Origin of the sequence: Shewanella hanedai (assembly GCF_007197645.1) — a bacterium.
Taxonomy (GTDB): domain Bacteria; phylum Pseudomonadota; class Gammaproteobacteria; order Enterobacterales; family Shewanellaceae; genus Shewanella; species Shewanella hanedai.
Genome location: NZ_VKGK01000022.1, coordinates 52330 through 64551, shown reverse-complemented (window position 1 = coordinate 64551; position 12222 = coordinate 52330). Strand labels below are relative to the sequence as shown.

The 12222-nt window shown below is 43.8% G+C and carries 10 protein-coding genes; 6 read left to right on the top strand and 4 right to left on the bottom strand.

Annotated elements, in window-relative coordinates:
• Nucleotides 1–3 precede the first annotated feature (3 nt).
• Nucleotides 4–1212, top strand: a complete 1209-nt coding sequence (locus tag FN961_RS17025; RefSeq protein WP_144041420.1) for an MbnH family di-heme enzyme — start codon at nt 4–6, stop codon at nt 1210–1212.
• 271 nt (nt 1213–1483) lie between these two features.
• On the opposite strand, the gene gyrB is transcribed toward FN961_RS17025, so the two are convergent.
• From gyrB to dnaA, 4 genes are all read right to left on the bottom strand, one after another.
• Entirely contained in the window at nt 1484–3901 is a 2418-nt protein-coding gene (gene gyrB, locus FN961_RS17020) for a DNA topoisomerase (ATP-hydrolyzing) subunit B (RefSeq protein ID WP_144041379.1), read from the bottom strand.
• A 1-nt stretch (nt 3902) separates the two neighbouring features.
• Nucleotides 3903–5000, bottom strand: a complete 1098-nt coding sequence (gene recF / locus FN961_RS17015; RefSeq protein ID WP_144041378.1) for a DNA replication/repair protein RecF — start codon at nt 4998–5000, stop codon at nt 3903–3905.
• Between the two features lie 219 nt (nt 5001–5219).
• Nucleotides 5220–6320 (bottom strand): DNA polymerase III subunit beta, encoded by a 1101-nt coding sequence (gene dnaN, locus FN961_RS17010; RefSeq protein ID WP_144041377.1) that lies wholly within the window; start codon nt 6318–6320, stop codon nt 5220–5222.
• Nucleotides 6321–6339: 19 nt separating this feature from the next.
• Complete coding sequence (dnaA, locus tag FN961_RS17005) at nt 6340–7728, bottom strand: chromosomal replication initiator protein DnaA (RefSeq protein WP_144041376.1); 1389 nt, start codon at nt 7726–7728, stop codon at nt 6340–6342.
• A 447-nt stretch (nt 7729–8175) separates the two neighbouring features.
• On the opposite strand from dnaA, the gene rpmH reads away from it, so the two are divergent.
• The 5 genes from rpmH to mnmE all read left to right on the top strand — a co-directional run bounded on the left by rpmH (nt 8176) and on the right by mnmE (nt 12032).
• Nucleotides 8176–8313: a 50S ribosomal protein L34 gene (gene rpmH, locus FN961_RS17000; RefSeq protein WP_126507838.1), complete on the top strand. Its 138-nt coding sequence runs from the start codon at nt 8176–8178 to the stop codon at nt 8311–8313.
• Between the two features lie 24 nt (nt 8314–8337).
• A complete protein-coding gene (gene rnpA, locus FN961_RS16995) occupies nt 8338–8691 on the top strand; it encodes a ribonuclease P protein component (RefSeq protein ID WP_144041419.1) in 354 nt (117 codons plus the stop codon).
• Nucleotides 8658–8915, top strand: a complete 258-nt coding sequence (gene yidD, locus FN961_RS16990) for a membrane protein insertion efficiency factor YidD (RefSeq protein ID WP_144041375.1) — start codon at nt 8658–8660, stop codon at nt 8913–8915. The genes rnpA and yidD overlap by 34 nt, the downstream gene beginning before the upstream one ends.
• A gap of 3 nt (nt 8916–8918) precedes the next feature.
• Nucleotides 8919–10553, top strand: a complete 1635-nt coding sequence (gene yidC / locus FN961_RS16985; RefSeq protein ID WP_144041374.1) for a membrane protein insertase YidC — start codon at nt 8919–8921, stop codon at nt 10551–10553.
• Between the two features lie 117 nt (nt 10554–10670).
• Nucleotides 10671–12032: a tRNA uridine-5-carboxymethylaminomethyl(34) synthesis GTPase MnmE gene (gene mnmE, locus FN961_RS16980; protein WP_144041373.1), complete on the top strand. Its 1362-nt coding sequence runs from the start codon at nt 10671–10673 to the stop codon at nt 12030–12032.
• The last annotated feature ends 190 nt before the right edge of the window (nt 12033–12222 follow it).

The following is a 12222-nucleotide window of genomic DNA, read 5'->3' as shown; positions in this document are numbered from 1 at the left end:
AAGATGACTAAATTAGTTGGCATAGGCTTAGCTGCATCGGGATTACTCATTGGTTTTCTCTGCTTAGAAATAGCAAATAGAACCGAGAGTGAACCTCACTATGAGTGGCCACTTGCTCAAGAGTTTCCTCGACCGCAAGTGCCAAGTGACAACCCCATGAGCCAAGCTAAAGTTGAACTAGGCCGCTACCTTTTTTACGACAAGGCATTATCAGCCAATCAAACGCAAAGCTGCTCAAGTTGCCATATTCAATCACTGGCATTCTCAGAGACAAAAACCGTATCGGTTGGCAGCACAGGAGAACCCCACCGACGCAACTCTCCAGGGTTAATAAATATCGCTTACAATAAAACCTTAACTTGGGCTCATGACGGCTTAACCGATATTGAGCAGCAGATATTACTGCCCATTTTTGGAGAAGATCCCATCGAGTTGGGTGCTGTAGGGCATGAAGACGAGATACTTGCTCGATTACAACGCAGTCCCTACCCCGAACTATTCAAGCAAGCGTTTCCAAATACAGAAGCAACACCCAACTTTAGTGAGGTGACTCAAGCACTATCAAGCTTTATCCGCAGCCTATTATCCCTAAACTCCCGCTTCGATCTCTATGCATACCAAGGGCAAGATGAAGCCTTAAGCCAACGAGAGTTAGCAGGGATGGATCTGTTCTTTTCTGAAAAGTTTGAATGCCACCACTGCCATGGTGGATTTAACTTTACTCAATCCACCAGCCACGAAAAGCAGCCACTTGATAAACGACCCTTTCACAATACTGGGCTGTACTATACTGAGCGACCAAGCTTAGCTAATACCAGCGACACAATGACTCAGAACTTAGGTTATCCAGAAAAAGACAGAGGGCTTGCGGAAGTCACGATAAACCCCATGGATGATGGTCGATTTCGCGCACCAAGTCTGCGAAACATCGCATTAACCGCGCCGTATATGCATGACGGTAGTGTGGCAACACTCGAAGAGGTATTGGATATTTATCAAGCGGGTGGGCGCAATATTACCGAAGGCCCTTTCCAAGGTGACGGCAGGCTTAATCCATTAAAAAGCCCCTTTATTAAAGGGTTTAGCCTAACCAGTGAAGAGAAACTGCAGCTCCTAGCCTTCTTACGCAGTTTGACCGATGAAGATTTTATCAACAACCCCGCCTTTAGTGATCCTTGGCCAGATAAAAATCTACCTGATAGTGATTCATAATCGTCATCCTGAACTAGTTTCAGGATCCAGCTTTGGAAAATACATTCAGGGATAAGACACCATGTACAAACCCCTTCTTACACCTTGACCTACAGGATGTAGGAAATGCTATGAAATGTCTGGAACATTTCAAGTGCCATGGTGTTCAGGGATAAGCACATCCATGTGCAAAAAAGCCCCAGATTTCTCTGAGGCTTTTTCTTTAATCTAAATCTTTACCACGCAGTGGTCTCAATAGAGATGCGCAGCAGATCTATTAGACGTCTATCTATTAAACATCTAGGTTAGCTACGTTAAGTGCGTTTGATTCGATAAACTCACGACGCGGTTCAACATGATCACCCATCAAACAGGTAAATAGTTGATCAGCACCAATAGCATCATCAATGGTCACTTGCAGCATGCGACGTGATTCAGGATCCATTGTAGTTTCCCACAATTGCTCAGGGTTCATCTCACCCAATCCCTTATAACGTTGAATATAAAGACCACGTTTAGAGTCATTCATTAGCCAGTTAAGCGCTTCAACGAAGGTTGTTATCTCCTTCATACGCTCACCACGCTTAACGAAACCACCCTCTTCAATGAGTCCTTCAAGTGCTTCAGCTAGCTTAGTCATTAACTCATAATCATGAGAATGTAAGAAGTCATAAGTAAACAAGAAGTTAGTGTCGATACCATGCTTACGAATCGTCACTTTAGGCAAATATACTTGACGCTCAGCATCTAGGAAAGCTTCAGCACTGTAATGTACACCACCAGAATCACGCTCTTCTAAATCAGCAATATAAGCTGCACACCACTGTGTCACTTTGGCTTCATCACTCAATACATCTTGAGTAAGCGCAGGGTGATACAGCATACGCTCAGTCAACAAACTAGGGTAACGTTGCTCTAGACGAGTAAAGATAGCTTCAACTTCACGGTACTGATAAACCAACTTCTCTAGCGGTGCACCTGACATAGCAGGAGCATCAGCTGACGGATGAATTTCACCACCGTCTAACGCTAAGTTAGTTAGGTATTCAGTTAGTGCAGGATCATCCTTAAGGTACTGTTCTTGTTTACCTTTTTTGACTTTATATAGAGGTGGTTGAGCAATGTAAATATAACCACGTTCAATAAGCTCAGGCATTTGACGGAAGAAGAATGTCAGTAGCAAGGTACGAATGTGCGATCCATCGACGTCGGCATCGGTCATGATGACGATGTTATGGTAACGGGTTTTATCAGGATCATATTCATCACGACCAATACCACAACCCAGTGCAGTAATGAGGGTGACTACTTCCTGAGAAGATAACATCTTATCGAAACGTGCTTTCTCAACGTTTAAGATCTTACCTTTAAGCGGAAGAATCGCTTGGTTCTTACGGTTACGTCCCTGCTTAGCACTACCGCCAGCAGAGTCTCCTTCCACGATGTAAATTTCAGAGTGAGCAGGGTCTTTTTCTTGGCAATCGGCAAGTTTACCTGGCAGACCACCTAAATCTAATGCGCCTTTACGACGAGTCATTTCACGGGCTTTACGCGCCGCTTCACGTGCACGAGCTGCATCGATAATCTTACCGACAATCAATTTAGCTTCGTTTGGATGCTCAATCAGGTAATCACCTAACTGCTCGCCCATCGTTTGCTCAACAGCCGTTTTCACTTCACTCGATACCAACTTATCTTTGGTTTGTGAACTGAACTTAGGATCCGGAACTTTAACAGAAATAACAGCGGTTAACCCTTCACGAGCATCATCACCAGTCGCGCTGGTTTTGCCCTTCTTGTTATAACCCTCTTTTTCCATGTAGTTATTCAAGTTACGCGTCAACGCACCACGGAAGCCCGCTAAGTGAGTACCACCATCGCGCTGAGGAATGTTGTTGGTGAAACAGAAGATGTTTTCCTGGAAACCATCGTTCCACTGCATAGCCACTTCAACGGTAATACCGTCGTCACGCTCTTGAATAAAGTGGAAAACTTCTTTGTTCACAGGCGTTTTGTTGACGTTTAAATAGTCAACAAATGCACTAATACCACCTTCATACTTGAAGAACTCGTCTTTATTATCACGCTCATCAACTAAGCGGATACCCACACCAGAGTTTAGGAAAGAGAGTTCACGGACACGCTTAGCAAGGATGTCGAAATGAAACAGTACATCAGTGAACGTATCAGTACTTGGCCAGAATCTTAACTCAGTACCCGTATTGGTTGAATCACCAATAGCCTTGATAGGCTCATCAGGAACACCGTGAGTATAGAATTGCTCGTAAAGCTTACCGTCACGTCGAACGGTCAACTGCAGCTTACTAGATAGGGCGTTAACAACCGAAACACCTACACCGTGAAGACCGCCAGAGACTTTATAAGAGTTATCATCGAACTTTCCGCCGGCATGCAGAACCGTCATGATCACTTCAGCAGCCGAAATACCCTCTTCAGGGTGAATCGCAACAGGGATACCACGTCCATCATCTTTTACAGAGACAGAGCCATCGGCATGGATAGTGATGATAACGTCGTTACAATGGCCCGCTAAAGCTTCATCGATTGAGTTATCGACCACTTCGAATACCATGTGGTGCAGACCAGTACCATCATCGGTATCACCGATATACATCCCTGGTCTTTTACGTACCGCATCAAGACCTTTTAGTACCTTGATGCTCGAAGAATCGTAACTATTCTCTGACATATTATTCTCTCGTCGGTTTATCAATTACCGTTACACACCCCTGTTCCACATGGAACATCTTACTTGGTGGTGTGGCTAACGAATCGACTATCGCTGCAGGATCGATAGCGGTGACAAAAACTTGTGCACCAGTATCCATTAATTGCTGCAACAATAGTTGCCTGTGCTTCGCATCCAATTCCGATGGAAGATCATCCACCAGATAAATACTGTTTTTATCTGTTTGTTGTTTTAATAGCTTTCCCTGTGCAATACGCAGTGCACAGACTAACAATTTCAATTGACCTCGGGATAAAGCATCTTGAACGGGCAAGATACCAACACGTAATCGTAAATCAGCTTTGTGGGGACCACTGCCGGTATTACCCGCCGCGACATCTCGAAGATATTGCGTCTCGAGTAGCTGCCCAAAATCCGATTTACTATCCCATCCTCGCGTAAAAGAAACTTTAACTTCAACCTGAGGTAAAAACTCTCCGATTATACCCTTAAGTTGTTCATTTAACGAGTCTACATATTGTTTCCGTATATCTGTAACTAACTCAGAATACCGAACCAGCTCCTTATCCCAATAATGAATCTGGCTGTAGGAAACTTGATTTTTAAGTAACTGATTTCTCTGCTTTAAAATTCGTTTAACATTCGCCCAAGCAGAATGGAAACTTTTGTCACTATGAAATGCCCCCCAATCGATAAACTGACGTCTCGATTTGGGTCCTTCAAACAGCAAAGAAAAACTCTCAGGTGTGATCACCTGAATGGGTAACGTCTCGGCCAAGGTCGATAAACGTTTAATTTTATCACCATTGATTTTGACCTCGGTTTCACCATTGCGAAACCGACGTAAACCAATTTTACTCTCCCGATCACCCAAACTTAAGTTGGCAAACAGGGTCAGTTTGTCATCATTATGCTGAATCACGCGCTGAGAAAGGTGACTTCTAAAAGAACGCCCCATGCCTAGAAAATAGATCGCCTCAAGAACACTTGTCTTGCCGCTGCCATTTTCACCATAAATGAGGTTTAAACCATCACTGGGATGCATCTGAGCCGAACTGATATTTCGAAATGTTTCGATATGAAGACGCGTCAGACTCATTTAGTACTCAATTAACACCTAAAGGTTGGTTCAGACTAACCATAATTTTGTATGATAAAACTCAAAATAGCCAAGAAGATTAGCACATCCTCAAGCCACATCAAAGCATCAAAAAACGACCTATTTACATCGTTAAAAACAGCGAAGAGCGGAAATAAAAAAAGACTGATTAATCAGTCTTTTAATAAGTAAGTTTTCGATATTGATTAAAACAAATATCTACAGCCTCATTGGCATCACAACATACATAGAGTCTTCTTCGATATGGTTCTCAATTAAGGCACTAGAGTTGCCATCAATTAAGGTGATACGCACATCGTCAGAGGGAAGGTTATTCAGCACATCCAATAGATAGCTAACATTAAACCCTATCTCAAGCGGCGTATTCTCATATTCCACATCTAAGATCTCTTCTGCCTCTTCCTGTTCAGGGTTATTGGCCGTGATCTTAATTAAGTTGTTCTCGAGCTGTACACGCACGCCACGGAACTTTTCATTCGAAAGAATAGAAGCACGAAGCAAAGCTTGTTTAAGGTGGTTACGGCTGGCGATAACCACCTTGTCACCACCTTTAGGCAACACTCGACGGTAATCAGGGAAACGTCCATCAACCAATTTACTGGTAAATACCGCACTCGCTGTAGTCGCTCTAATCGCATTGTCACCAATAGCGATAGTAATATCGAGATCTTCACCTTCAAAAAGACGCTGAAGCTCTACAACACCCTTACGCGGCACAATCACCTGCTTTTCAGGCAAAGTTGCTTCAATCTGTCGATGACTTAGCGCCAATCGATGACCATCAGTGGCAATAGCACGCAGTACATTGCCTTCAGTCTCCAGCAACAAACCATTTAAATAGTAACGAACATCTTGGTTTGCCATCGAGAACTGAGTCGCATCAATCAGAGACTTAAGCGTGCCCTGTTTAATGGTAAATTCGATGTCAGCCTGAAAGGCTTCAACATTGGGGTACTCTTCCGCAGGAAGGGTCGCCAAGGTAAAACGGCTTCGACCAGAGCGGAGTAACAGGCGATTTTCCTGTTGCTCAATTTTAAGCTCTACTTGATCGGGTAGTGATTTAACAATATCGAGAAATTTTTTCGCTGGAATGGTCGTGCGTCCCTCTTGAACGTCACCTTCAAGCTGAACCTGTCCAACAAGTTCAACTTCTAAATCGGTGCCGGTCATCTTAAGTGAGTGACCACTTACTTCCACTAATAAGTTTGCCAGGATAGGTAAGTTATGTCGTCTCTCCACCGCGCCAGTTACAAGTTGCAGCGGTTTTAATAGGGCGTCCCTATCAATTGAAAATTTCATCAGTGCCAATTTCCCAGATTTAAGAGGATAACGTACGGATCAAGTTAGCATAATCTTCTTTGATGTCATGACTTTCTTCACGCAACTGTGCAATTTTACGACAAGCATGCAAAACAGTTGTATGATCACGACCACCAAAAGCATCCCCGATTTCGGGTAAACTATGATTTGTCAGTTCTTTAGACAGTGCCATTGCCACCTGACGTGGTCTAGCAACACTGCGTGAACGACGCTTAGACAGCATGTCTGCCATCTTGATCTTATAGTACTCAGCTACGGTTTTCTGAATATTGTCTATAGTGACTAATTTTTCCTGCAGAGCCAAGAGATCTCTAAGAGCTTCTCGCACAAAATCAATCGTAATAGGTCGACCGGTGAAGTTTGCATTTGCAATAACACGGTTCAACGCGCCTTCAAGCTCACGCACATTCGAACGCAAACGCTTAGCAATGAAAAATGCCACTTCATCAGGAAGATTAATGCCACTCTCTTGTGCTTTACGCATCAAGATCGCCACACGAGTTTCTAATTCAGGCGGTTCAATGGCAACCGTGAGGCCCCAACCAAAACGAGATTTCAAACGATCTTCAACACCGTCGATCTCTTTTGGATATTTATCAGAGGTTAAGATGATCTGATGATTACCTTCCAATAACGCATTGAAGGTATGAAAGAACTCTTCTTGGGATCTGTCTTTGTTTGCGAAAAATTGAATATCATCGATAAACAAGGCGTCAACACTACGATAGTAACGTTTAAACTCTTCTATCGCATTGTTTTGCAATGCTTTTACCATGTCCTGCACAAATCTCTCTGAGTGCATATACACGACTTTAGCATTGGGATTATTCTTGATAATGCCATTACCCACAGCATGCAACAGGTGAGTTTTACCCAAACCTGTACCGCCATATAAAAACAGTGGATTATAAGCACCACCTGGGTTTTCAGCCACTTGCATCGCAGCCGCTTTACCCAATTGGTTTGACTTACCTTCAACGAAGTTTTCAAATTGATAAGTCGGATTAATGTTACTTCTGTGATTCGCCGTCGAAGCAGGCTCAGGAGAGTTAACATTAAAAGAGGTCGGACGCTTTTGAGGGCTGACAGTCTGTTTAGGCTTTACGATGCCCGCAGTAGCCTGAACAGGTTTAGGTGCAGAAGGTCTGCTACCGATATCAAAGCGCAACTTAGGTGCGTCGCTGCCCATCTGTTCAGTAAAGAACTGGTTAATGATATTAATGTACTTATCTCTAACCCAATCGAGTACAAAGCGATTTGGCGCATAGAGAACTAGTGTGTCTCCATCCATTTCTGCTTGCAGGGGTCTGATCCACATACTGAACTGTTGAGCCGAAAGCTCATCTTGTAGTCGCCCGATGCATTGCTGCCAAAGTGAAACCGCCACGTACTTATCCCCAAAAGATCACTCAAAGAGAGGTATTCTATAGTGAGATCACTATGATCGCTATCCTTAAAATAGTTTTATCCCCAGATAGATCATCTTTTCTATTGATGAGCGATCTAAAGGATCGATCGCGATCCCACTATATTTTAAAAACCTGCAAATCCAGCTTTATTAAGCGATCCAGATCGATCTATAATTAGCATTCTTAGATCAGCGAAATGATCACTAGATCCACAAGATGTAGTGTCCATGCACAGAGTTATCCACATTCCGTGGTGGCTTTGAATAACTGGCTAATAAATTAATTGTCGATATTTTTAACACTTGATGCTTTTGCTTGTTGACGGGCAAACTTAAAGTGATTACAATTCGGCCTCTTTTTTGCCCTTACCTCAAATTATAATTTTGGGTGTAAGGATTGTTAACTTTCAAAGACGGATTGCCAAAATGAGTAAACGTACTTTTCAACCAAGCACCCTAAAGCGCAAGCGTTCTCACGGCTTCCGCGCACGTATGGCTACAGTAGGCGGCCGTAAGGTACTGGCTCGTCGCCGTGCCAAAGGTCGTGCTCGCCTTTCTGCTTAATTTTAAGTAGAAAATCAGGTGACTATTAGCTACACATTTACGCGGGAGTTACGTTTGTTAACTCCCGCGCAATTTAAATCTGTATTCTCTAAACCTATCAAAGCTTCTTCCGCAGAAATAACTTTACTTGCTATTCCAAACTCCGAACAACATCCACGTATTGGACTCACTGTTGCTAAGCGTTTTGTAAAGAAAGCCCATCAGCGAAACAGAATCAAACGTATCATCAGAGATAACTTTCGTCTGAATCAGCACGAACTTCCTCCAATCGATATTGTGGTACTGGTCAGAAATGGCGTCGTGGAGATGGAAAATGCAGAGCTCCATAAATTGGTAGAAAAGCTATGGCGAAAACTCAATCGCCGTTACAATGGCTAACAACCACGTTAATTCGTGGCTACCAAATCTTCATCAGCCCCTTTTTAGGGGCTAATAAGTGCCGTTTTCATCCAACTTGTTCCACATATGCAATTGAAGCAATTCGTTTGCATGGATCTGCAAAAGGTTGTTGGCTTGCAGCACGACGCATACTAAAATGTCACCCTTTGCATCCGGGCGGAATCGATCCCGTCCCCCAAAAAAAACACAGGTGTAATAAATAGGCTATGGAATCTCAACGCAATATATTGCTTATCGGTCTGCTTTTTGTCAGCTTTTTGCTTTGGCAACAGTGGCAGACAGATCAAGCCCCACAACCAGTAGCGACTCAGTCTTCATCGGTTGTCGCCGCTTCGTCAGCTTCAGATTCTCACAGCTCTGACGTTCCTGATGCAGACTCAGCACTTCCTGCTGCCGTCGTTGCATCGAAAGAACTCATCACAGTAAGCACTGATCAGTTAATCGTTAAGATTAACCCTATCGGTGGTGATATCGTTTATTCAGCTTTGGTTGAACATAAACTTGAACTTGATAATAACGAACCATTCGTTCTACTAGAGCAAACTAAAGATATTAACTATATTGCTCAAAGTGGTCTTATCGGTCGCAACGGTATCGACAGCAGCGTGAAAGGTCGTGCTCATTTCGACAGCACTTCACGTGAATACACTTTAGCAGCCGGTCAAGACACATTAGAAGTGCCTCTGACTTATGTTGCTGCAGATGGTGTTCAGTACACAAAACTGTTTATCTTCCATCGTGGCAAGTTCGACATCAATGTTGATTATGTCATCGACAACACCTCTGACAAGAAGTTACAAGTTCAGATGTACGGTCAGATTAAACACAGCATCAAAGCAAGTGAAAGCAGCATGATGATGCCGACTTATCGTGGCGCCGCTTTCTCTACTTCAGATATTCGCTACGAGAAGTACAGCTTCGATGACATGGCTGATAAGAATCTGGACGATAAAACATTAGGTGGTTGGGCAGCAATGCTACAACACTATTTTGTTTCTGCTTGGGTACCACCAGCAGACGATCAAAACACCATTTTCTCTAGCATCAGCGCAGGCGGCCAAGCAAACATCGGTTTCCGTGGCGCTATCTACGATATTGCGCCAGGTACAACACAAGAGATCACTTCTCAGTTTTACGTTGGCCCTAAAGATCAAGCCGCACTATCAGCTATCTCTCCAACGCTTAACCTAGTAGTAGACTATGGTTTCCTTTGGTGGTTAGCAGTGCCCATCTACAAGTTATTGATGTTCTTCCAATCAATCGTAGGTAACTGGGGTGCAGCGATTATTCTAATCACCCTAACAGTGCGTGGTTTGTTATATCCGCTAACTAAAGCTCAGTACACTTCTATGGCTAAGATGCGTAATCTACAGCCTAAGCTTGCTGAGATGAAAGAACGCTTTGGTGATGACCGTCAGAAGATGGGTCAGGCCATGATGGAACTGTACAAGAAAGAGAAAGTGAACCCAATGGGTGGCTGTCTTCCAATCTTGCTACAGATGCCAATCTTCATCGCCCTATACTGGGTACTGCTAGAAAGTGTTGAGTTACGTCATGCACCATTCATGCTTTGGATCACCGATCTGTCGGTACAAGATCCTTACTATGTAATGCCAATCTTGATGGGTATCTCAATGTTTGTTATGCAGAAGATGCAGCCAATGGCACCAACAATGGATCCAATGCAGCAGAAGATGATGCAGTGGATGCCAGTGGTATTTACCGTATTCTTCTTGTGGTTCCCAGCTGGCCTAGTACTTTACTGGTTAGTCGGTAACTTAGTTGCGATTACGCAGCAGAAGATTATCTACGCTGGTTTGGAAAAGAAAGGCTTAAAATAGCCCTTCACTCCAACTAAGAAAAAGCGGTTAATACTTAGTATTAGCCGCTTTTTTGTTTTATATAAGACTCAGTCTTTTTGAATTAGCTTTCCATTATACAAAGTAGGAATCACAGTAATGACAACAGATACTATCGTGGCACAAGCAACCGCTCCAGGGCGTGGCGGTGTAGGTATCATTCGTATCTCTGGTGACAAGGCCAGCGATGTCGCGATGGCGGTGCTTGGTCACCTTCCAAAGACACGTTATGCCGATTACTGTGATTTTAAAGACGCCAATGATGGAGTGATTGATCAAGGTATCGCACTCTATTTCCAAGGCCCTAACTCCTTTACAGGGGAAGATGTCCTAGAACTTCAGGGACACGGCGGCCAGATAGTTCTCGATATGCTTATTAAGCGAGTGATGGAAGTCGAAGGTCTGCGTATTGCTAAACCTGGTGAGTTCAGCGAACAAGCCTTTATGAACGACAAGATGGACCTCACCCAAGCAGAAGCGATTGCCGATCTTATTGATGCCACCAGCGAACAAGCGGCGAAAAGCGCCTTAAATTCGCTACAAGGTGAGTTCTCGGTACAGATACATGAACTCGTAGAGCAAGTCACTAATCTGCGTCTCTACGTAGAAGCCGCTATCGACTTTCCTGACGAAGAGGTCGACTTTTTATCCGATGGTAAAATTGCAGGCTCACTTAATCGCATTATCACCAAGCTCGACAGTGTCAACGCCAGCGCGAAACAAGGTGCCATCATTCGTGAAGGGATGAAAGTGGTGATTGCTGGTCGTCCTAATGCAGGTAAATCCAGTTTACTTAACGCATTAGCCGGTAAAGAATCAGCGATTGTGACAGAAATAGCCGGTACCACCCGTGATGTACTGCGTGAACATATCCACTTAGATGGGATGCCACTGCACATTATTGACACCGCAGGTCTACGTGACACTACAGATACCGTCGAGATGATCGGTATTGAACGTGCCTGGGCCGAGATAGAAACCGCCGACCAAGTACTCTTTATGGTTGATGGCACCACGACCAATGCCGTTGACCCCCGTGAAATTTGGCCAGACTTTATCGACCGCCTACCTAAAAGCCTAGGCGTGACAGTGGTGCGTAATAAAGCTGATATCACAGGTGAAGCATTAGCGCTCACTGAAGATCATGGTCATAGTGTATTTCGTATCTCAGCCAAAACAGGCTTAGGCGTCGAGGCGCTGCAACAGCACCTAAAATCGCTCATGGGTTACCAGAGTAATATGGAAGGTGGCTTTATCGCACGACGTCGCCATTTAGAGGCCTTAGAGCTTGCTAGCAGCCATCTTCTGATCGGTAAAGAGCAACTTGAAGTCTATTTAGCGGGTGAACTGCTCGCAGAAGAGCTCAGAATGGCCCAGATGGCATTATCGGAAATTACAGGTAAATTCACATCAGACGATCTATTGGGCAAGATCTTCAGCAGCTTCTGTATCGGAAAATAACAAATCCTGACTATTCCGGCTGTTTCAGCCGGAATGAGTTTAATCCTAACAATATCTTTATCAGCTCTAACCTAGCTTCCTTGCAACAAATTTCCCCACCTAAAAACAGATTTTAATTAATGATCAATAGATTACTCACCAGTGGTCTCAATCGAAAGCCATACAGATCGGAAACATCAATCCTCTCACC

Excerpts from the sequence above, each read along its gene's own strand:
- rpmH (WP_126507838.1), top strand. The coding sequence starts at position 8,176 with ATGAGTAAACGTACTTTTCAACCAAGCACCCTAAAGCGCAAGCGTTCT.
- yidC (WP_144041374.1), top strand. The coding sequence starts at position 8,919 with ATGGAATCTCAACGCAATATATTGCTTATCGGTCTGCTTTTTGTCAGC.
- recF (WP_144041378.1), bottom strand. The coding sequence starts at position 5,000 with ATGAGTCTGACGCGTCTTCATATCGAAACATTTCGAAATATCAGTTCG.
- yidD (WP_144041375.1), top strand. The coding sequence starts at position 8,658 with ATGGCGAAAACTCAATCGCCGTTACAATGGCTAACAACCACGTTAATT.
- dnaN (WP_144041377.1), bottom strand. The coding sequence starts at position 6,320 with ATGAAATTTTCAATTGATAGGGACGCCCTATTAAAACCGCTGCAACTT.
- mnmE (WP_144041373.1), top strand. The coding sequence starts at position 10,671 with ATGACAACAGATACTATCGTGGCACAAGCAACCGCTCCAGGGCGTGGC.
- FN961_RS17025 (WP_144041420.1), top strand. The coding sequence starts at position 4 with ATGACTAAATTAGTTGGCATAGGCTTAGCTGCATCGGGATTACTCATT.
- gyrB (WP_144041379.1), bottom strand. The coding sequence starts at position 3,901 with ATGTCAGAGAATAGTTACGATTCTTCGAGCATCAAGGTACTAAAAGGT.